18 protein-coding genes and 1 tRNA gene are annotated in these 22,971 nt (G+C 28.7%); 16 read left to right on the forward strand and 3 right to left on the reverse strand.

The genetic code is table 11. The features are described from left to right. Positions 1-3: 3 nt before the first annotated feature. The 3 genes from selB (at position 4) to BUB34_RS04160 (ending at position 7,630) form a co-directional block, all read left to right on the forward strand. The gene (gene selB, locus BUB34_RS04150; RefSeq protein ID WP_073124534.1) at positions 4-1,887 is read left to right on the forward strand and encodes a selenocysteine-specific translation elongation factor; all 1,884 of its coding nucleotides are present in this window, start codon (positions 4-6) and stop codon (positions 1,885-1,887) included. A 173-nt stretch (positions 1,888-2,060) separates the two neighbouring features. Next, positions 2,061-4,820, forward strand: coding sequence for a sensor histidine kinase (locus tag BUB34_RS04155; protein ID WP_242948823.1), 2,760 nt, complete (start codon positions 2,061-2,063; stop codon positions 4,818-4,820). 14 nt (positions 4,821-4,834) lie between these two features. Next, on the forward strand, positions 4,835-7,630 hold the full coding sequence (locus BUB34_RS04160) for a sensor histidine kinase (RefSeq protein WP_073124540.1): 2,796 nt from the start codon (positions 4,835-4,837) through the stop codon (positions 7,628-7,630). A gap of 42 nt (positions 7,631-7,672) precedes the next feature. On the opposite strand, the gene BUB34_RS04165 is transcribed toward BUB34_RS04160, so the two are convergent. Next, positions 7,673-8,719 (reverse strand): FAD:protein FMN transferase, encoded by a 1,047-nt coding sequence (locus BUB34_RS04165; RefSeq protein WP_073124542.1) that lies wholly within the window; start codon positions 8,717-8,719, stop codon positions 7,673-7,675. A 77-nt stretch (positions 8,720-8,796) separates the two neighbouring features. Between BUB34_RS04165 and BUB34_RS04170 the strand changes: the two genes are divergently transcribed. The 5 genes from BUB34_RS04170 to BUB34_RS04185 all read left to right on the forward strand — a co-directional run bounded on the left by BUB34_RS04170 (position 8,797) and on the right by BUB34_RS04185 (position 12,060). Next, positions 8,797-9,165, forward strand: coding sequence for a NusG domain II-containing protein (locus tag BUB34_RS04170; RefSeq protein WP_073124544.1), 369 nt, complete (start codon positions 8,797-8,799; stop codon positions 9,163-9,165). Positions 9,166-9,198: 33 nt separating this feature from the next. Then, positions 9,199-9,882 carry a uracil-DNA glycosylase gene (locus BUB34_RS04175; protein WP_073124546.1) on the forward strand — a complete coding sequence of 228 codons (684 nt, stop codon included), beginning with the start codon at positions 9,199-9,201 and terminating at the stop codon, positions 9,880-9,882. Between the two features lie 173 nt (positions 9,883-10,055). Further along, positions 10,056-10,895 carry a 3D domain-containing protein gene (locus BUB34_RS04180; protein ID WP_073124548.1) on the forward strand — a complete coding sequence of 280 codons (840 nt, stop codon included), beginning with the start codon at positions 10,056-10,058 and terminating at the stop codon, positions 10,893-10,895. 179 nt (positions 10,896-11,074) lie between these two features. Next, positions 11,075-11,171: transfer RNA gene (locus BUB34_RS13210), tRNA-Sec, on the forward strand. Positions 11,172-11,346: 175 nt separating this feature from the next. Further along, positions 11,347-12,060, forward strand: a complete 714-nt coding sequence (locus BUB34_RS04185; RefSeq protein ID WP_073124550.1) for a tRNA threonylcarbamoyladenosine dehydratase — start codon at positions 11,347-11,349, stop codon at positions 12,058-12,060. Between the two features lie 71 nt (positions 12,061-12,131). On the opposite strand, the gene BUB34_RS04190 is transcribed toward BUB34_RS04185, so the two are convergent. Then, the gene (locus BUB34_RS04190) at positions 12,132-12,965 is read right to left on the reverse strand and encodes a ComEC/Rec2 family competence protein (RefSeq protein WP_073124552.1); all 834 of its coding nucleotides are present in this window, start codon (positions 12,963-12,965) and stop codon (positions 12,132-12,134) included. 299 nt (positions 12,966-13,264) lie between these two features. On the opposite strand from BUB34_RS04190, the gene BUB34_RS04195 reads away from it, so the two are divergent. From BUB34_RS04195 to holA, 4 genes are all read left to right on the forward strand, one after another. Beyond that, complete coding sequence (locus BUB34_RS04195; protein WP_073124555.1) at positions 13,265-14,170, forward strand: DUF2156 domain-containing protein; 906 nt, start codon at positions 13,265-13,267, stop codon at positions 14,168-14,170. Between the two features lies 1 nt (position 14,171). Further along, entirely contained in the window at positions 14,172-15,338 is a 1,167-nt protein-coding gene (locus tag BUB34_RS04200; protein WP_073124558.1) for a GNAT family N-acetyltransferase, read from the forward strand. 147 nt (positions 15,339-15,485) lie between these two features. After that, positions 15,486-16,751 (forward strand): ComEC/Rec2 family competence protein, encoded by a 1,266-nt coding sequence (locus BUB34_RS04205; protein ID WP_073124561.1) that lies wholly within the window; start codon positions 15,486-15,488, stop codon positions 16,749-16,751. Then, positions 16,720-17,754: a DNA polymerase III subunit delta gene (gene holA, locus BUB34_RS04210; protein ID WP_073124564.1), complete on the forward strand. Its 1,035-nt coding sequence runs from the start codon at positions 16,720-16,722 to the stop codon at positions 17,752-17,754. Before BUB34_RS04205 ends, holA begins: the two co-directional genes overlap by 32 nt. A gap of 206 nt (positions 17,755-17,960) precedes the next feature. On the opposite strand, the gene rpsT is transcribed toward holA, so the two are convergent. Further along, positions 17,961-18,227: a 30S ribosomal protein S20 gene (gene rpsT / locus BUB34_RS04215; RefSeq protein WP_073124566.1), complete on the reverse strand. Its 267-nt coding sequence runs from the start codon at positions 18,225-18,227 to the stop codon at positions 17,961-17,963. A gap of 373 nt (positions 18,228-18,600) precedes the next feature. Here rpsT and gpr point away from each other — a divergent pair, with 373 nt between their 5' ends. From gpr to lepA, 4 genes are all read left to right on the forward strand, one after another. Continuing rightward, the gene (gpr, locus tag BUB34_RS04220) at positions 18,601-19,560 is read left to right on the forward strand and encodes a GPR endopeptidase (protein WP_073124568.1); all 960 of its coding nucleotides are present in this window, start codon (positions 18,601-18,603) and stop codon (positions 19,558-19,560) included. Between the two features lie 11 nt (positions 19,561-19,571). Further along, positions 19,572-20,549: a stage II sporulation protein P gene (spoIIP, locus tag BUB34_RS04225; RefSeq protein ID WP_073124571.1), complete on the forward strand. Its 978-nt coding sequence runs from the start codon at positions 19,572-19,574 to the stop codon at positions 20,547-20,549. A 20-nt stretch (positions 20,550-20,569) separates the two neighbouring features. Continuing rightward, the gene (locus tag BUB34_RS04230; protein WP_073124573.1) at positions 20,570-20,878 is read left to right on the forward strand and encodes a hypothetical protein; all 309 of its coding nucleotides are present in this window, start codon (positions 20,570-20,572) and stop codon (positions 20,876-20,878) included. 241 nt (positions 20,879-21,119) lie between these two features. Continuing rightward, positions 21,120-22,925, forward strand: coding sequence for a translation elongation factor 4 (gene lepA, locus BUB34_RS04235; RefSeq protein WP_073124576.1), 1,806 nt, complete (start codon positions 21,120-21,122; stop codon positions 22,923-22,925). The last annotated feature ends 46 nt before the right edge of the window (positions 22,926-22,971 follow it).

A 22,971-nucleotide genomic window follows, 5' to 3' on the forward strand; every position in this document is an offset into this window, starting at 1 on the left:
AAAATGAAGAACATAGTAATAGGTACAGCAGGTCATATAGATCATGGTAAAACAACTCTTATAAAAGCACTTACAGGTAGAAATACAGACACACTAGCTGAAGAAAAATCAAGGGGAATATCAATAAACTTAGGGTTTACATACTTTGATTTATCTGATAAGAAAAGAGTAGGTATAGTGGATGTACCAGGTCATGAAAAATTTATAAAAAACATGTTAGCTGGAGCATCGGGTATTGATATAGTATTACTTGTAATAGCAGCTGATGAAGGAGTTATGCCACAGACTATTGAACATATAGATATACTAACTTTTTTAAACATAAAAAATGGAATGATAGTATTAACTAAATCAGACACTGTTGATGATGACTTTAGAGAGTTAGTAAAAGAGGATATACGAGAAAAATTAAATGGAACTTTTCTAGAAAATGCAGATATTATAGAGGTTGATTCTGTATCTAAAAAAGGTATAGATACACTAATACAAAAAATAGACCAAATTAGTGATGAGATTGAGGGAAAAAATGAAAACTCGCCTTCTAGACTTAACATAGACAGAGTATTTTCTGTAAAAGGATTTGGAACAGTAGTTACGGGAACTTTAATAGAGGGAAAAATTAGTGTAGATGATGATTTAGTTGTTTATCCTCAAAATATAAAAACAAAAATAAGAAGTATTCAAGTTCATGGAGAAAGTGTAGATACAGCTTATGCGGGTCAAAGAACAGCAATCAATATTTCTAATGTCAAGGTTGATGAAATAGAGAGAGGAAATGTATTGGCTGCACCAGATTCTTTGGAGGAGGCTATGATGTTAGACACAAAGATTTCTCTAGTAAATCATTCAGAAAAAACATTAAAACATTGGGATAGATTAAGATTATACCATGGAACTAGAGAAATACTGTGTAGAGCAGTTCCTTTAGATAAAGAAATGATCGAAAGTGGAGAAAGCGGTTATGTACAACTTAGGCTAGAGGAAAGTATAGTGTCCAAAAAAGGAGATGTATTTGTTTTAAGATGTTATTCTCCTATGGATACTATAGGTGGAGGTGTAATAATAGATACATCTCCTAGAAAGCATAAGCGCTTTGATGATAAAGTAATAGAAACCCTAAAGATAAAAGAAAAGGGTGAATTAAGGGATATTATAGAAGAGTATCTAAAGAGAAGCTCAAATAATTACCCTAATATAAAGGATATAATGACATACGCTGGTGAAAGTGATGATTTAGTAAAAAAATCTCTAGGCGAACTCTTAGAAAACAACAAGGTAATCATAATAAATAATATGTATCTGCATATAAGTCAATATGAAAAACTAAAAGAGAAAATAATAAACCTTTTACAAGAATACCACAAGAAGCATAGATTGAGAAAAGGTGTACTAAAAGAAGAAGTAAGATCAAAAATAGAAAGTAAGTTTAAAACTAGAGACATGGATATTTTATTGGATAGAATATGCAGTGAGAATCTAATTAAAATAGTCGATAATTTTGTATCGTTATATGATTTTGAGGTCGTATTAAATGACAAACAAAAAGAAATATACAAAATTATAGAAAAAAGGTTAAAGGATTGCAAATCTGAGACGATACTAACAATGGGAGAGGTTTGCGATAACAATAAAAACTATCAAGAAGTCTTAGAATCTATGATAGGTGAGTCAGTAGTAAATTTAGATGACACATATGTAATGCATAAAGAGATATATATAAAGGTAAAGCAAGACCTGATAGATTATATAAACAAAAATAATGAAATAACACTAGGCGAATATAGGGATTTAATAAATTCTAGTAGAAAAAATTGTATGATTATACTAGAGAATTTTGATAGAAACAAGATAACAAAGAGAGTTGAAAACAAAAGAGTTTTATTTTAAACATAGAAAACAAAAGAGTTTTATTTTAAACATAATAGTATAATAAAAAAATTTTAAATACCAATATAGCATATACATTATATATTATATTGGTATTTTTTTCACTTTAGCCAGTTTATTTATAGTATAATTATTTTAAAGGTCAATAGGGGGAGAGTGTAGTATTGAAGGATATGATGAAAGATGTTGAAAAAAAAGAATTATGGGATGAAAAGGTTAGTGTCTTGTGCATTCTTGGTTTTTCTATAATTTTATTACTTTTAGTAAAGGACCAGGTAAAATGCGGGGTGTTTATACATTCTACATATTCTACTTTTTTAATAGCTATGGGAATAATAGTATTCAATATAACAAACCTAAACAAAGATAGAACATCGGAGATTATAGGTCTTATATTTGGTATTACAGGGATAATGGAAGTAGCTTATATATTTAGATTAATAACATATGGTCATTATTCATATATGTTGAATAATTTGACTATAATAATTTCAGGTGTGGTTGATATTTTCCCTATAATTGGGATTTATCTAGCATTTAGATTGAGTAAAAAAGACACTAATGTCTTTTTTGTAGTATTTAGAGTTTTGTTGGGGGTAGTAGCAGTTGTAAGTTCTATAGTATTGTCTGCAACTTTACTATCAAAGACTAGCATTACAAACTTTAGATGGGCTTTATCTTTTGAGGGAATAGTATTTATAATAAGTCTGTCTGTAATAATAATTTCGCTTACCATCTATACAAGCATTAAAAAAAATAATTATGACTTAGATGCATGTGAAAAAAAATTACTTACAAAAATATTAGTTATAACAATCATAGCGAGTTTTCCAAAATTATTACATTTTGTGATAGGTAACTTTTACCTAGAGGATCTAATAAGTCAAATAATAACAAACCTAGCAATATATTATTTATATCAATATATAATCCAAACAAATGTTAGAAAAACTTATAAAATGCTTAATGAAACAAATGAAGAGTTGCTAATAAAGACAGAAGGTTTAAAGGAAAAAAATAAAAAGTTACTTCACGAAACTAATAAGATTGGTGAACTCAAGGAAGTACTAACTATAAAAGAGAAAAAGTTACAGTCTACACTAAATGCTTCGGTCAATAGCATTGTTGTTTTCAATAATAAAAAGGAAATTACTTATGTAAATAATGCATTTAAATACTGCTTTAGTGGTGATGAGCATAAGTTAAGTTACAATATTGATGATGATTTAAAACCAAATCTTAAAAATTATGAGGACTTAATAGTAAACATAGAAAAGGTATTTGAAACTAAAGCAAACAGCAATGAATTTATATATACAAATGATGGAAGGATATACCAAGCTATATTTGCACCATTAGTCATAAATCAGGATATACAAGGGGCATTATGTATATTAATAGACAAAGCTAAGAAAAAAGAATTCGAAGAAAAGATAATTGAAGCAAATCAAAGGTACGAAAGTTTTCTAGAAAGTATTGGAGATGGTATAGTAGTTCTTGAAGGTGAAAAAAGGGTGTATGTAAATAAAGCATGCAAGGATATATTTAAACAGGATATTGACAGCATAAATTTTAGTGAAAATTGCGACAAAAATAATGTCGAGAGTGAGTATATCGTAAATGGAGAAAAAATATATGTAGAAAAGAGATTTTCTAGATACACTAAAAATGGTAAAAATAAAACAATAATTGTAATAAGGGATATAACTAGTAGAAAAAAAGCACAGATGAAGCTAAAAGACAGCCAAAAATCATATGCGAGATTTATAGATATTCTTCCAGATGGTATATGCTTAATAGATAAAGAACTAAATATATATTATGCAAATAAATCTCTTTTGGATATGTTAGAGATAAGTTCTATAAAGGATATAAAAAATACAAATGTAAAAAACATAATAAATCTAACGCTTGAAGAAAAGGACGTATTTGATAAAAATATGATGGAGGTTTTAGAAAAAAACAGGTATATATATCTTCTTGAACATGAGTTTGTAGCGACGACAAATAAAAAAGTACAAGTAGAAGTCAACGCTTTGCCTTTTAGTATTGAAAATAACAAGTATATAATGCTTATTACCAAAGACTTAACGCATAAAAAGACATCTGAGATGGCTGAAAAAGAACTACTAGAGAGACTCAAGACAGATAAGATAAAGACCGAATTTTTTGCTAATATGTCTCATGAATTAAAAACACCGCTTAATGTTATATCAAGTTCAAATCAGCTGGTGGACTCATTTTATAAAAGCGGAAAAATTGAAGACTTCAACAGCAACGTTAAATCTCATATAGAACTAGTTAGACAAAGTTCATATAGATTACAAAGGCTAATAAATAATATTATAGACTTAACAAAAATGGAGTCTGGATTTTATAACTTAAAACTGGACAAACATAATATTGTTGAAGTAATAGAGGATTTAATTGGATATGTAACTGATTATACAGCAAGAAAGGATATAGACTTAATATTTGATACAGAACTAGAAGAAATATATGTATATATAGATAAACAGGAAATTGAAAGAGTAATGTTAAACTTACTATCAAATTGTATCAAGTTCACTGAAAATGGTGGTAATATATACTTGAATATATATACAAAAGATCAAGAAGTATGTATAAGTGTAAAGGACAATGGCGTTGGGATTCCTAAGAATAAACTAGAGTTAATATTTGAAGAATTTGCCCAAGTAGATAAAACCCTTTCTAGAAATACAGAAGGAAGTGGTATAGGTCTTACGATAGTGAAAAATCTAGTGGAATTGCATGGTGGAAATATAAAAGTAATAAGTAAGGTTAATGTAGGGACAGAGTTTATAATAAGTATTCCTATCAAAAACTTAAACTATGAGGATTGCCAACAAAATAAGGGTATATACAACATTGAAGAAAAGGTTAAAATTGAATTTTCTGACATATACTATTAAAATGGGAGATAATGATGAGTGATTTGGATTTTAGAAAATGTGTAAAATCTAGAGTAGTCTATACTTTCTATACACTAGTTTCTTTGTTTTTTTTAATTTTAATGTATGAAAATAAAGGAATTTATAAGTGGACCCTAAATAGTGTAAATTTTATATTAAGTATCATTATAATATTTTCTATTGTAAGTACAGAAAAACAGGAATATGAATCTACATGCTACATAGAACTTGGGTGTATTATATCGAGTTTGTTGATAACTGGTAGTTTGTTTATAGGAAAAGATTTTATAAGTTTTCATAAGATGCTTATGGTTTCGGGAATTGTAGAGGTATTATCCTTTGGTATAAATATAAATTACCTGAACAAAGGGAAAAAGTATAGTTCTAGAGAAATAACTAAATACTTTATAAAAATATTTTTGCTATGTATTATATTGTTTGCATTAGACTTTAAGGCGGAGTTAATAAGTATTAACAAAATAACTATTCATATAGCAGATTTAGTTTTGGTTTTAGTCTTAGCTTATTTAATTTACAACTTAAAAGCATTTAAAAAAAATGATGATATAGGAAACTCTAAATTTCTGGTTATAAAGAGAATTATGAAGATAAAAATTTTAAGTTTTATAACTATATTAGTCTTTCCTAAGATCGGACATGACGGTAAGTATATGCATATACTTATAGAATGGTTATCCTTGCTACAAATATATTTAATATACAAAATAATAATATATGCAAGAATGATCAATCCTTATATACGCATAAAACAAATAAATGAAGTGATAAAGGACCAAGAAAATATTGAACAAGATAAAAATATTATATTAAAAAATATAAAAGATGTACAGTATGAAATAAAAGAAGAAGTTAAATATAAAGAAGGATATCTAAATTCAATATTTTCATGCAGTGTCAATGGATGCATAATATTTGGAGAAAAAAAAGAAATAGTATATGTAAATAGCGCTTTTAAAAAGATAGTAGGATCAAAGGGAGATGCCATAGAAGATATCCTAGAAGCTATAAATAAAAATATTGTAGATAAAGACGATTTCTTAAACTGTTTAATAGATTCATACAATGAAAAGGTTGTATCGGAAAAAGAAATATTGACTAGGGATAATGGAATTTACAGGTGTACATATATACCACAGATTCAAGAAAAAGAATGTGTATGTATTTTTGATGATATTACCAAAGAAAAAGAGATATTAAACAATTTAATAGCACTAAATGAAGAGTACGAAGATTTAATAATTAATATAAAGAGTCCTGTATTTATAGCTGATGAAAACAATAACATAATAAAGAGCAGTAAATCTTATGAAAGCATATTTGACTCGGAGTATTGTGATGTGGATGAAGAAAAATTTATAAATGAAGTAGTACATATTGACTATAGAGACAAATACAGACAAGTTTCCGAGATAAATAAAAGAGCAAAGTCAAATGATGAGTTATATAATGAAGGATTTTTTAGGTATGCCATAGTAAATGGGGACGGCCAGACAATTTGGTTGGAATCAAATACTACTGTCTATTATGATGAAGGCAGAAAATATAATATAATGAGTTATAGCGATATAACTAAATATATAGAGGCCATAGATTACCTGAAAAAGACAGAGAGTATGTATATAGCACTTTTGGATAGTATACCAGAGGGAATATACATGGAGGATTTAGATACTAATAAGTATATATTTATTAATAAAAAGTTTAAGGATATGTTTAGTATAGACCCTGATATAAACGTAGATGATCTTGGGATATGTAGGAAGGATTTAATGAAAGCTCATCCAGACTCTCAGGAGTTGATAGATAAGGAAATCTCCATAGTTAGGAAAAATAAAGTGTTTAATTATGCCAATATCAAATATATAGATAAGAACAACAACATAATAAACACTAGAGCAGCTAGTATACCTTTTAAATTTAAAAATAAAACGCTTAAACTCACTATAATAAAAGACATGAAAGACATAAAAAAATTAGAAATGTTGAGAAAGAAGATATATGAACGGGAACAAAAAGACAACCTAAAAATGGAGTTTTTTATTAGTATGTCTCATGAACTTAAAACTCCTTTAAATCTTATATTTACAAGTGCTCAGTTATTAGAGACATTAATCAAAAAGGGAAAAATAACTGATAAATCCAAGTGTATACATAAGCATGTAGCCTTAGTAAAATCAAATACATTTAGGCTGATAAAAATAATAGAAAACCTAATAGAACTCACTAAGATGGAGTCGGGTTTTTATAAAGTTAAGCTTGAGGAAAAAGATATTGTATCTCTTATAGAAGATATGGTCATGTCTTTAGTTAGTTATGCTGACAATAAAGGGATAAAATTAATATTTGATACTGATATAGAAGAACTATTTATGATGGTAGATGTAAATGCTATAGAAATAATAATTCTAAATATCCTATCTAACTCGATTAAGTTTACAAATACGAACGGTCACATATATGTGGATTTAATGTATATCAATAGTAAAGTAAATATAATAATAAGAGACACAGGAATTGGTATCCCAGAGAATAAGATAGGTTTTATATTTGATAGATTCAATGATGTAAATAAAGATTTCGCAGGAAATATGCAGGGAAGTGGAATAGGTTTATCTATGGTAAAATCTATGGCAAATCTTATAGGGGCCGATATAAGGGTTGAAAGTGAGGTTGGATATGGAACTAAATTTACTATAACTCTTGACATTAAAACCCCTAAGAAGTCTAAATATATAGATGAAAATGATATTATGCCAAAAATAGAAAAACTTATTATCGATATAGATTAGAAAAACTAGGAATTGTATGAATTCATGCAATTCCTAGTTTTTTTAATTGGCTATATAAAAATTATCATCAGTAAGATCGAAGCTATTTTTAATATTATTAGTAAGATATATTTTGTTGTCCTTTGTTATAAATATGGCATCTACATTTTCTATACCCTCAATCATTTTTAGTCCCTCATCAAGTCCAAGTCCAAATGCGGAAGTTGATAGGGCGTCACAGTTTATAGATTTATCAGAAATAATTGTCACGCTATTTAGTTCGTTTTCAAAAGGATAACCATTAAAAGGGTTGATCATATGATGATATATTTTATTATTTTTCTTTATATATCTTTCATACACACCAGATGTAACTATTGATTTATTGGATACCTCTATGTTACCTATAGAATTTCCTCTAGAAAGTTGGGGATCTTGAATTCCAACCCTAAAAGGTTCGTTATTATTTTTAAATCCAAGTGTATATATATTACCACCTAGGCTTAGAATAGCACTATCTACACCGTTTGATTTAAGGTATATTGCAAGCTTATCAGCCGCGTACCCTTTTGCAATTGCTCCTAAATCTATTTTCATACCAGCCCTAGCTAGTTTGACAGAACAATTATTTTTATCTAAGACAATATCTTTATAATCGATTAGATTTAAAATATTATCTATTTCACTTTTTGAAGGAACTTTTGCACTATCCGTTCCAATGCCCCATAAATTAGACATAGGTCCTATTGTCACATCAAAATTACCTTTTGAAAGTTTTGAATACTTAATAGATGCTTCAATTACTGTAAAAGTATCTTTTGAGACTTTGACAAAATTTTTACCAGCATTTTCATTTATTTTTGAAACATCGCTCCCAGGGATATGTACACTCATTTTATTATCAATATCTCTTAGAATTTTATCGCAGTTATCTAAGACTTTCTCTCCAGCAGATTTTTTGAAATCAAGTAATGTAATCTCGCTTACAGTCCCTAAAGAATAGAAAGTTTTAGATTGCTCAGGAACTTTGCTATAAGTTCTGAAAAAACCTAAGAAAATTAGGCACAAAATAATTATAGTAAAAACTAATATTGGTTTTTTCTTGTTCATAATGCTTCCTCCGCTAAACTATGTTATATTTAATTATAACATAATTTAATATAGGTCGGATTAATGGAGGTTATAAAATGCAGAAAAAAGACTTAAAACTTATTATAGTAGTATTAGTCGCTATCTTGGGTTTTTATTTAGTAAATTTAATCGTAAACTCTAAAAAAGGTACCAGTGTAGAGGTTTATGTAAATAATAAATTATATAAGGCTATTGATATTAATGATGAAGTAGAATTTAAGATAAAAGGTAAAAATGGGTATAATATAGTTAGGGTACATGACAAAGGGGTTGAAATGGTAGAAGCATCTTGCCCAGATAAAGTCTGTGTTCATACGGGTTTTATAAACAAACCGAGTCAAAGTATAGTTTGTATACCAAATAAAGTAACTATAAAAATAAAAACTGATAAAAAAGATAGTCATGAAGATATAATATCTCAGTAAAGATTATAAAAATAAATTAGAGTAGGTGATAATATGGTTAGTTTAGGAAATGATTGGGATGAGTTGCTAAAAGGTGAGTTTGAGAAGAAATACTATATAAATCTCAGAAAGTTTCTTATAGATGAATATAAATCTAGCACTGTTTTTCCGGACATGTACAATATATTTTCGGCATTAAAATATACATCTTATAAGGATACTAAAATTCTTATTTTGGGTCAAGATCCATATCATGGAGATGGACAGGCACATGGCTTAGCATTTTCAGTTAAGCCAAATGTCAAAATACCACCATCACTTCTTAATATTTACAAAGAATTAAAACAGGATATTGGATGTTTTATACCAAATAACGGATACCTTGTACCTTGGGCAGAACAAGGGGTGCTTTTATTAAATACTGCTTTAACTGTCAGGGCCCACGAAGCTAACTCACATAGAAATAAAGGATGGGAAACATTTACAGATAAAATTATATCAATATTAAATGATAGAGAAGACCCTGTTATATTTGTACTATGGGGCAATAATGCTAAGAAAAAGATGGAACTTATAGATAAAAATAGACACTATATATTGTATGCTCCACACCCAAGTCCCCTATCAGCATCCAGAGGATTTTTTGGTTGTAAGCACTTTTCAAAAATAAACGAGATCCTCCTAGATTTAGATAAAAAAACTATTGATTGGCAAATACCAAATATAACAGAATTGTAACAATAATAAAATGTGCTTAACTAGTTGAAAATACTAGATATGCACATTTTTTGTTTTTTGTCAATTTGACAGATGGTTTTGAAATAGTTACAATATTGTTACGGAAAAATGGGGAAAACATCACTCTAAAGTTTAGATATAGTTTTGAATAATATTAGGAGGAAAAAAAGAATATGAATTTAAAAGACAAAAACATAAAAAAGGTCTCGGCCCTGGTTGGCCTATTATCAGTTGGATTTTTATCATGTGGATACTTTGTATTAGACAAAGATGTTACGTTAATAAATAAGGGTAAAGAAGAAGTTGTATCTACACACAAGTTAAATGTAGAGGACTTTTTAGAGGAACAAGGTGTTAGTTATGATGGAAACGATATAATTAATGTAGGTTTAAATGATAAATTATCAGATGGAATGAAGATAGAAGTAATAGAAGTGAGAGAAGAGACGGTAAAAAAATCTGAAGAGATTCCATTTGAGGTAAGTGTTGAAGAAGATAGTAGTCTATTAAAGGGAACTACTGAAGTAGAAAAAGAAGGAAAAAAAGGAACGAAGGAATTAACTTATAAGAGAACTTATCATAATGGGAAAAAAGTAGATGAAAAGTTTGTAAAAGAAGTTGTACTAGAAAATCCTGTTGGGAAAGTTGTAAAAAAGGGAACTAAAGTAGAGTTAGTAGCTAGTGTTTCAAGGGGAACAAGTACAAGAAGCAAATCAACTACATCTCAATCTTCAACTGATAAAAGAGGAAGACATATGAGTGTTGTAGCTACTGCGTATAGTGGAGACTCTATAACATCTACAGGTACTAAACCAAGATGGGGAGTTATAGCGGTTGACCCTAGTGTTATACCGTATGGAACAAAGGTTTATATACCACAGTTTAATAAAACTTTTATAGCAGAAGACTGTGGAGGAGCCATAAAAGGAAATAAAATAGATATATTCATGGAAGACTCATCAAAAGTACCTGGTTGGGGAAGAAGAACTATAGATATATATATAGTTTCGTAGTATTCTATTAAACCATAAAAAATATATAAGATTAAAATAAAAATAGTTTTTTTCTATACGATTGTGTATAGAAAAAAACTATTTGAAATTTAAGGTAATATTAAATCTATCTATAAAGTTGTTGCAAATTGTTAAATGATGTGATATTATAAAAAAGTACTATATAAAGAAAATTATATGGGGGTGGATGGGTGCTGGTGTGCCCTCTAGTCTTCAAAACTAGTATGAGGGGTTAGGAGCTTCTTAGGTGGGTTCGATTCCCACGCACTCCCGCCAATACGTAAAAAATGAACTTTTATAAGTTCTTTTTTTTTACGGTAAACAGATAATAGAGCCAAAATTATTTTTAAGTTATAATAGTTATAATTTCGTATAAAATAAACTTACCCTATAGATAAATAGTGGGTTAAGTGTCTTATATTAATTAAGAAGATATTTAAAGGAGAATATAATGGGAAAAAATTTTACGACGAGAACAGGACTTATAATAGGACAAGAAGCCTTAGATAAATTAAACAGCTCTAATGTCATAATATTTGGAGTCGGTGGTGTAGGTAGTTTTGCAGCTGAAGCATTGGCTAGGGCTGGAATTGGCAATATTACTATAGTAGACTTTGACACTGTAGATATAACCAATATAAACAGGCAGATTCCTGCATTACACTCGACAGTAGGTAAGTATAAAGTTGATGTTATGGAAGAAAGAATCTTGGATATAAACCCAGATATAAATATAAAGAAGGTAAAAAATTTATACAATAAGGATACAAGTGAGAGTATACTAATTGAGAATTACGACTATGTTATAGATGCTATAGATATGGTTACATCAAAAATACATTTGATAGAGACTTGTAAGTCTAAAGGGCTAAGAATAATAAGCTCTATGGGTATGGGAAACAAGTTAGATCCAACAAAAATTGTAGTTACAGATATACACAAGACTAACACCTGCCCTCTTGCTAAGGTTATGAGAAAAGAGCTAAGAGATAGAAAGATAAAAAAATTAAAAGTAGTTTATTCTACTGAGCAACCAGTGGAATTAAAAGAAAAGATTTTAAGTGGTAAAAAGGTTACTCCAGGAAGTATATCTTTTGTACCGTCTGTTGGTGGGCTTATAATAGCATCTGAGGTAGTTAGAGATCTGATAGGTGAACAAGATTAGAAAAACAGAGTGAAATCATAAAAATAGAGTAAAATTATACATTTACAGTATATTTTACTCTATTTTTATGATTATTGATGCTTATAGTTCTTTTTGGTAAAGATAGTTTGTCCATCGCTAAAAAAAACTATATCACCTATCTGATCGGTTCTATAAGTCAACACAGAGTGTTTAGATAGATTTTCTAAAGTTTGTTTGTGAGGATGTCCGTATGAGTTTTTATAGCCGCAGGATATAGCTGCTACATCGGGAGAAGTTTCTTTTATAAATTCATCTGTAGTTGATGAATTACTACCGTGGTGCCCTACTTTTAAAAAGTCCACATAATCTAAATCAAATGAATTTATGATATCTGACTCGTTTTCTTCTTCTGCATCTCCAGTAAACAAAAATGAATTTTGATTGAAATCTAATGTGAATACTATAGAATTTAAATTATTATCTCCTTGTATATATGATGGGCTGAGTACATTAATATCTATATTTTTTTCAATATTAATATTGTCTCCTTTATATAGATACTCTGGTGTAAGTTTTTTTGAATTGCATGAATTTACAAGGTTTATGTAAGACTCGCTATCTACAGATTGTTCTGGCATATATATTGATTTTACACTGAAGTTTTCAACGATATAATCAAGACTACCTATATGATCAGTGTCTGGGTGGGTTGCTATTATGATATCTAATGATTTGACCTTTTTTCTTTTCAAGTAGTTTTTGACTATATGCTGTGCATCTTCATCACCGCCATCTACTAATATATTTTTTTTGTTGGGAGTTTGTATCAAAATGCTATCGCCTTGTCCTACATCTATTATATGTATAGATAATAGGTGATCTTTGTTACAACCAGTTAAAAATGATATTATAATTATTATTGATAAAAAAACTTTTTTTTTCAACTTAAAAATCTCTCCGTTCATTTATATGTTTATATAAGGAAAATATGGGGAATATAAAATATGTTTACCTAAGGAAAATATGGGTAATATAAAATAAGTGGAGTATAATTATAAAATTGGATTATACTACATTAGTATTTTAAACAACAAATAAATATTTAATCAATAAAAATAGATTTTAAATAAATATTTAATACTTAAATATAATATTGGGTAGAAGGTTTGATTTTGGTATGTAATCGATAAGGTATTACTGATTTATCAAAACATATGACGGTAATTAATGATAGGAGGATATTATGCTTTTCAAAAATATTGACATAAATTCAAAAAAGGAGCTAGATCCATATTTTGATATGGTAGATTATGAGGCCTGTGAGTACTGCTTTACCACCTTATATATGTGGCAACATGTTTACAAAACAGGATATTATATAGGGGATGACTTTGCTGTTTTAGTTGGTGAGTATGAGGGAAATAGTTTCTCTATACTACCGCTTGCTACTAAGGAAAGATTGCCAGAGGTAATTGATTTTGTTATAGATTATTTTAAAAACATCAACAAAAAGGTATACTTAAGAGGTATTACTAAGGAAATCATAGATGTTCTAAATGAAACACATCCAGGTAAATTTGAGTATATAGAGGAAAGAGATTTATTTGATTATATATATGATGCAGAAAGTTTGAGAACTTTAGCCGGTAGGAAAAACCAGAAAAAAAGAAACCATATAAACTATTTTCTAAAAGAGTATGATGGAAGATTTGAATACAAGCTATTAGATAAGGAAAACTTTGATGAATGTTTAAAATTGATGAAGGATTGGACAATTAACAAGGAAGAACACGATAGTTTCGATGAAGGAATGGATGATGAACTTGTTGCTATAAAAAAAATATTCAATAATTATGATATATTAAAAGATAGAGTAAAAGTATTTGGGATATATATAGATGGAAAATTAGAAGCATTTTCCATAGGTGAATTTTTAAATGAAAATATGGCACTAATTCATATAGAAAAGGCAAATCCAGAAATAAGAGGGCTTTATCCTCTTATAAATCAACAGTTTTTAGTAAAAGAATTTGCAGATGTTGAATTTGTAAATAGAGAGGAAGACTTAGGAATAGAAGGTCTTAGAAAGGCAAAACTTTCTTATCATCCATGTAGATTCGTTGAAAAATATACTGTTAGGGGGTTATAGGGTGAAGATAAGATATGCTAAAGAAAAAGATACGAAGACTATAAAGGAAATATGGAAATACTGTTTTAATGATACGCCTGTATTTATGGACTATTATTTTAAGCATAAGTACAGTAGAGGAAACACTGTTGTGGTAAATGAAGACGATGAAATTGTTTCATCCCTACAGCTAAATCAGTACAAAATAAACTTGAACAATAAAGTTTATGATACATCCTATGTAGTTGGGGTATCAACTTTTCCTGAGGTAAGAGGAAGAGGATATATGAAACATATAATGGAATTTACCCTAGAAGAATTGTATAAAAAAGGTCAGTTGGTGTCTATATTAATGCCTATAGATTATAGGCTTTATAGAAGGTATGGTTATGAGCATTGTTACGACCAACTTGAATACAATATTGATATAAATGATTTAGGAAAATTAAAGATAAGTGGGAGAATGCACAAGGTAAATGATTCTCATATAGGTAGTTTGATAGATATACACAATGAGTTTCTAAAAAATGTAAATGGAAATGTGCTTAGAGATGAAGAGTATTATAAAGTTTTGTTTGAAGAGATAAAAAGTGAAGGTGGACATATTTATATTCACGAAGATAAAGGATACGAAGGATATATTATATACTTTTTAAATGGGGATAATATGTTTGTAAGAGAGTTGTATTACAAAAACATGAATTCTCTAAAGTCTATGATGAAGTTTATATACAATCACAACACTCAATTAAAAACAGTTACAATAACATCTCCATTAGATGATAAGATAAGATTTACACTAGAAAATCCTAAGACTACTGATGTAAAAATAAAACCTTTTATGATGGGCAGAATAATAAATTTAAAAGGATACCTTGAAAGCTTAGATGTTCCGAAAGAGTTAAATGCATCTATCAACATATGTATAGAAGATAATTTTATAAATGAAAATGACGGTGTATTTAAAATTGAAATTCGAGATGGTAAGGTATTAGTTAACAAAGTTGAGGGGAAAAGTGATATTTCTTTTAATATAAATACATTTACTCAGCTGGCATTTTCTTATATAGATATCGAAGAAGCTTTGTTTTTAAACAATATATGTATAGATGATATAAAACAAGATGTTATTGATTTACTAAAGTCTATATTTACAAAAAAGGTTAACTATATAAATGAATACGTATAAACGTCTAAAATAAAATACACTTTAAACATGGAGAATAATTTTTTTGAAATTATTCTCCATGTTTTTTTATGCTTTTTTATGATTTGATTAAAAAATCATCATTTGAAAATAATGTATATAAAGGATATCTTAAAAATAGGAGGAAAAATGAGAAGACCACTGCTAGGAGTATTTGTTATTTTAATATTTCTTACATTTATATATACAGAAAAGAAGCCATTAGAAGGCTCGTTTGATAATGAAGTAGTAATGATAGAGGGAATTGTCAAAAATAAAATTGAAAAGAAAGTGTATGATGAGTATGAAGTAGACAAATTTTTAGTGAGAGACTATACGAGAAGGAAAAAGTTAGAAATAGGAGATAAACTCAGCATTCAGGGGAAATTTAAAAGCTTAGATAAAATGAAGTATGAAGATTTTGACTATGGAAGATATATAAAAAGTAGGGGATATAATGGTATAATATATATACAGAAGTATGATATAATAGGAAGTAATTTTATATATAGATACCTTGGAAATATAAAAGTATATTTAAGAGAGACGTATAGATATTTATATAAAAATAATTCTGATTTTATTAATTCGATACTATTAGGAGAAAAAGAAAACTTAACGGATGAAGAAAAAGATATGTTTCAAAGAACTGGAACTAGCCATATTATTGCTATATCTGGGCTTCATACGGGGATACTCTGTGTGTTGATAACATTTGTAATAGGTGGAATTAATAGATTCTATAAGCTTGTAGTTTTGTTTATTTTTATATTTTTGTATTGTATAATGGTGGGTGGATCACCATCGATTGTTAGATCTATAGCTTTTATAACAGTTCTCTACTTGTCAGTATTTTTTGACAAAAAAAGGGATGGTATGTCGACCTTATCACTAATAGGTACATTTTTGGTTCTAGACAATCCCTACATTATATACAGTATAAGCTTTCAATTATCTTTTCTTTCAACGATGTCTATAATATATTTTTATACATACATAAATAATATAATAAAAGTAAAATTAATTTCAGTAACTTTGTCAGCAAATATATTAACATTACCAATAATGTATTATAATTTTAAAGGGATATCTTTGATATCAATTATTAGTAATATGATAGTAGTTCCATTTATAGGAATTATAATCTATTTAAGTATAGTAAGTGTAATGTTATTTAAAATAAATATAGAAATATCAAAATTTGTAGCTTATTTAAACAAGACAATAATTAATAGTATATATTTTTTGTTAAACAAAACAAGTGATTTGAACTTTGCTTATGTTGAGATAGAAGAACCATGTAAGTATTATGTATTTATATACTACATATTAATATTTTTATATATGATCTACAAAGAATTGAGTGTTATTAAGGAGCAAGAAAATGGATTACAGGGATATTATAAAGAATATTAAGGAAAAAAAACTAGAAAAGATGTATCTTTTCTATGGACAAGAATTCTATCTTATTGATAATGCGATAAACCTGTTTAAAGAGAGTTTAAACGACACTATGATAGATTTCAACCTAGAGGTTATAGATGGGCAGGAAACAGTACTGGATAAGGTTATAAGCTCTATAGAGACACTTCCATTTATGGATGAAAAGAAAATAGTAATAATAAAGGACTTTGAACTTCTAAAAGGCAAGAAAAAGAATTTTAGTGATAGCGATGAAAAATATCTTATAAGTCATTTGGATAATACTCCAGATACTACTGTATTAGTATTTGTTGTGTATGGAGAAATAGACAAGAGAAAGTCTTTAGTCAAGAAAATCCAAAAAAATGGACTAGTATTTAATTGTGCTAAGTTGTCTGATATGGATTTATTTAAATGGGTAAAAAAAAGATTTGCTCTAAATGAAGTTTTTATAGAAAATTCAGAGATAATGCACTTTATAGAAGTACAAGGATATAAAGACAAAAGTAGTGAAAAGACTTTAGTTGATTTAGAAAATGAAATAAAGAAAATAAGCGATTTTGTTGGAAAACAAAATAAAGTCACTAAATATTTTATAGATAAATTATCACAAAACAAAGTAGAAAATGATATTTTTAAGCTTATAGATTATATAGGACAGAGACAAGTATCAGGTGCAATGAAAATACTAAACGATATGTTGCAAGAAGGAGAATCTGTTTTTGGGATATTTTCAATGATTGCTAGACAGTTTAGAATTATTATGCAGGTTAGACAACTACAACTACAAGGGTACTCGAGGCAATCTATAGCAGAAAAATTAAAAATGAATGCATATGTAGTAGGCAAGGCACTTAATCAGGCTAATAATTTTTCGGATGAAATTATAATAGATATACTAAATTTTATAATAGAGAGTGACTATAAAATAAAAAATGGATTGATAAAAGAGAACTTAGCTGTAGAAATATTGGTGAGTAAGTACTGCAAAAGATAGTAGAGAAGTTATAAAAACAATAAAAAATGATGAATTTCAATAAAAATTAATAAAATTAAATAAATTTCAATAAAAATTAATAAAAGTTTTTAATAAAAAATCTTAGTAGAGATAATTCTATACTAAGATTTTTTGGTTATTTTGAAACAATAAAAAACCCTTGAAAACAAGGGTTATTATCTCTTTTAAGTAAAATAAACGGTTAATTAAGCGTTCATTCCGTTTAATTTTTGAGCTAATTTAGCTACTTTTCTAGCTGCAGCGTTCTTGTGTATAGTTCCTTTAGAAGCTACTTGGTATATTCTCTTCTGAGCGTATTGGAATTTAGCAACGGCCTCTTCTTTATTTCCAGCTACAACAGCTTCTTCGAATCTTCTTATAGCAGTTTTTATTTGAGATTTTCTAGCTCTGTTTAAAGCAGTTTTTTTCTCAATAACGCTTATTCTTTTCTTAGCTGATTTTATGTTTGCCACCGTGTTCACCCCCTTGTGTATTTTTTATTATATTCATCGTCAACATATTAGATTTTATCAGAAATAAATCTAAAAATCAAGGATAATTATTTATAATGCATATGAAATTATATTCTCTATAATTTCATCAATAAATATAATTTATGTACATGCATTTTAAAAAAATTCATCCTTAATAAAAATTTAAGGAAGATTTTTTATAACTTTATAATATCTTATTCTTTTTGACTTTTAAGATTATAACCTATATAAAAATAATTTACAAGATTAAAGTTAAATATTCAAAAACTCGTAAAATTATATTTTTTTGTTATAAAATACTAAAATCTGTTAAAACTTATAGATACCATTTAGTTTATGTTTGGAGGTTAATATGAACAATAATATAAGAACAGATTTAGCATTAGAAGCAAGAGAGATATACGAGGAAAGTGAAAAGAATAGTAATATTCCGGGTGTTGAGATGGAAACTAAGGAATTAGAAAATTGCATAGTAACAAAAGTTGAGATTATAGATGAAAAAGGATCAGAAATAATGGGCAAAGGAATAGGCAAGTATGTGACACTAGAAAGCAACTTAATGAAATTCGACGATGATGAGTCTAGAGAACAGATAATAAAATATCTAAAAGATGAGCTGGTCGAGATATTTGGAACAGATAAGACCAAAAAGACACTAGTTATAGGCCTTGGGAATTGGAATATAACATCTGATGCCTTAGGACCAAAATCAGTATCAAAAACTCTGGTGACTAGACATATATTCAAAAATTATAACAAAGACTATGACGATGACTTTACAGAGGTTGCAGGTTTAAGTCCAGGGGTTATGGGGATTACAGGTATAGAAACAAGTGAAATTGTCAAATCTATTGTAGACAAGATAAAACCAGATAGGGTTGTAGCAATAGATGCATTGGCCTCTAGAAAAATGGAAAGGGTAAATGCGACTATACAAATCTCTACTGCAGGGATATCTCCAGGAGGTGGAGTAGGAAACAAAAGAAAAGCTTTAAATAAAGATTACTTAGGAGTGGATGTTGTAGCTATAGGGGTACCGACTGTTGTAGATGCAGCTACTTTAGCAAATGACGTTTTAGACTTAGCAATTGACAACCTAATTTCCCAATCAGAAGAAACGGAAAGTTTTTATAATGTTTTAAAACAACTTAAAGAAGAAGAAAAATATTTATTAATAAAGGATTCGCTAGATCCATATGATAAAAACTTAATAGTAACACCGAAAGATATCGATGATACTATTGAAAATTTATCAATAATAATAAGTGAAGGTTTAAATAGATCTTTACATCCGGGTAGGGACAGTGAATAAGGAGGAGAAATATGTTAAAAAAATACATTAGTATAGTGACTATTGTATGTATGTTAGTTTGTATTTTACCAAGTAAATCTTACTCTATGGACAAGGATAATTTTATTAAGTTTTTGATAAATTCATCTTATCCAGAGGTAGATAATGATAAAAAAGACAACAATCAAGATAATGATAAAGATCCTAACAAAAACAAAGATGCTAACGAAAATACTGAAGTTTTAAAGTCGAATAAAAATGAAAAAAATAAAAATGAATATATAAAGGTTCATGTAGGAGAAGAAAATATTCCTAATATAGCCTCAAATTACAGTGTCGAACAATCTAAATCAGAGTACAAAGATGACATAAGAGTGACTAGGGAAAAACCTAGACTGCTTATATACCATACTCATGGTTGTGAAACATACTCTAATTCACCAGAAGGGAACTATCACTCTAGAGATAAGAAGAACTCTGTTATGGAGGTAGGTAGACTACTAACAGATCAGCTAACTAACAAAGGATGGGGCGTAATACATACAACTAAATACCATGATTACCCATCATACAATAACTCATATGCAAGTAGTCTAAAGACGATACAAAATATAGTTAGTCAAAACAACAGCATTGATATAGCTATAGACCTTCACAGAGATGCTAGGGATGTATCAGATCCTAAAATAAAAGAAATAGATCATAAAAAATATACTACTACTATAAATGGAGAAAGAGTAGCTAAATTTTTCCTTGTGGTTGGTGGTAAAAATGAAAATGCAGATCAAATAAGAAAATTAGCACATGATATAACTAAATTTGGACAAAAGAAATACCCAGGTTTAGTTTGTGAGGTTATAGAAAAAGATTATGCAAAGTTTAATCAGTTTGTTGCCAAGAATCATATGCTTATAGAAGTAGGTAACAATGCTACAAGTATTGAAGAGTCAAAAGCTACTACAAAGTATATAGCAGAAATATTAGATGAGTACTTCATGCAAAATGAATAGACTATCAATAGGTGACTACAATGAGTCGACTAGATAAGCTAGAGAAGAGAAATTCTAAAAAAAGAAAATACAAATATATATTAAGAGTAATCTTTATATTTGTTATGATAATAAACACAATGTTATGTGCGTTTGTAGTAGATAGAAGGGCTAACTCTATGCTTGGAAAGAATCAGTACAAAATAGAAGAGGTTTTTAAAAGTGTAGAGCCATCTATGAAAAAGGGATTAGATGAAGTAGGAAAAGCTACAAGTAAAATATTAAACAAAGATAATATTGAAAAGATTGAAGATAATATTAAAAAGATAAAAGAGAGCTTTACAAAATAACATAAAAAATAATAGGGGTTATCTATTACAAGTAATATTGTAATAGAAACCCCTATTTTAAGGTTAGACAAAATACTTGCTTCGTTTTATAGGCAAAACATATTATAGGTAAAACACAAAACTTATAGATAAAATACAAAACTAGTAAAAAAAGTCTACCTATTAAAATAACTATTGTTTACATAAATGGCTATATATTATAAAATAATAGCTATGATAATAATAAAAAGGAGGAAAACAGGTGGGCAATAAACAAAGCAGAACCAGAAATTTTAGTATAATAGCACATATAGACCACGGAAAGTCTACCTTGGCCGATAGATTAATACAAAAGACAGGACTTGTCAGTGAAAGAGAAATGAAGGAACAGTTATTAGATAATATGGATTTGGAAAGAGAAAGAGGAATAACTATAAAACTTCAAAATATAAGACTAGTATACAAGGCTAAGGATGGAGAAGAATATTATTTAAATTTAATAGATACACCGGGACATGTGGATTTCAACTATGAAGTTTCTAGAAGTTTGGCGGCATGTGAGGGAGCTTTACTAGTTGTAGATGCTGCCCAAGGTGTTGAAGCTCAAACACTAGCGAATGTGTATTTAGCAATAGATCAGGACTTAGAGATTTTACCGGTTATAAACAAGATAGACCTTCCAAGTGCAAGACCGGATGAAATTAAAAGTGAAATTGAAGATATAATAGGTCTTGACGCAAGTGAAGCTCCACTTATATCTGCAAAAAGCGGGATAAATATAGAAGATGTATTAGAGGATATAGTTAAAAATGTACCTGCTCCAACGGGAGATAGTGAGGCTCCTCTAAAAGCACTTATATTTGACTCTTATTATGATGCTTACAAGGGTGTTGTAGCATATGTTAGAGTGTTCGAAGGAACAGTAAAAAAGGGTATGACAATAAAGATGATGAATACCAACAAAAAATTTGAAGTAACTGAAGTTGGTGTTATGGCACCAGGGCAACTAGAACTTAGTGAATTAGCAGCAGGAGATGTCGGATATATAGCAGCAAGTATAAAAGATATAAGAAGTTGTCAGGTTGGAGATACAATCACTGATGCTGATAATCCAACAAAAGATGCAATGCCAGGGTATAAAAAAGCCACTCCTATGGTTTATTGTGGAATATATCCAGGAGAAGGAGAAAAGTATGAGAACGTAAGGGATGCTCTTGAAAAATTACAAGTAAATGATGCTTCTCTTGAGTTTGAAGCTGAGACTTCAGCAGCACTAGGATTTGGATTTAGATGTGGATTTTTAGGGCTTTTACATATGGAAATTATCCAAGAGCGACTAGAAAGAGAATTTAATCTAGATATTATAACAACTGCACCATCTGTTATATATAGAGTAACTAAAAATGATGGTGAAGTATTAATGATACAGAACCCTGCAAATCTACCAGAAACAACAGAGATAAATATGATAGAAGAACCTATTGTAAAAGGTGATATAATCGTTCCTAAGGACTATGTAGGAGTTGTAATGGAACTTTGTCAGGAAAGACGTGGAAACATGTTAAATATGGAGTATATAGATGATAGAAGGGTTATGCTACACTATGATCTTCCACTTAATGAAGTTGTGTATGACTTTTTCGATGCATTAAAATCAAGAACTAGAGGATATGGTTCACTAGATTATGAAGTAAAAGGATATGTTCCATCTAAGCTAGTAAAACTTGATGTATTAATAAACAAAGAACAGGTAGATGCACTTAGTTTCATAGTACACGAAAGCCGTGCATTCCCAAGAGGAAAAGCTATGTGTGAGAAATTAAAAGGTGAGATACCTAGACACCAATTCGCAGTTCCAATACAAGCTGCTGTTGGAAATAAGATAGTTGCTAGAGAGACTATTAGCGCACTAAGAAAAGACGTTCTTGCTAAGTGTTATGGAGGAGATATATCTCGTAAGAAGAAACTTCTTGAAAAACAAAAAGAAGGAAAGAAACGTATGAGACAAATAGGTTCAGTAGAAGTTCCTCAAAAGGCATTTATGTCTGTTTTAAAATTAGACGAATAATAATTTAAAGTAGCCATAGGAGGTATTAAAAATACATCTTATGGCT

Source organism: Asaccharospora irregularis DSM 2635 (assembly GCF_900129815.1).
GTDB classification, from domain to species: Bacteria; Bacillota; Clostridia; order Peptostreptococcales; family Peptostreptococcaceae; genus Asaccharospora; species Asaccharospora irregularis.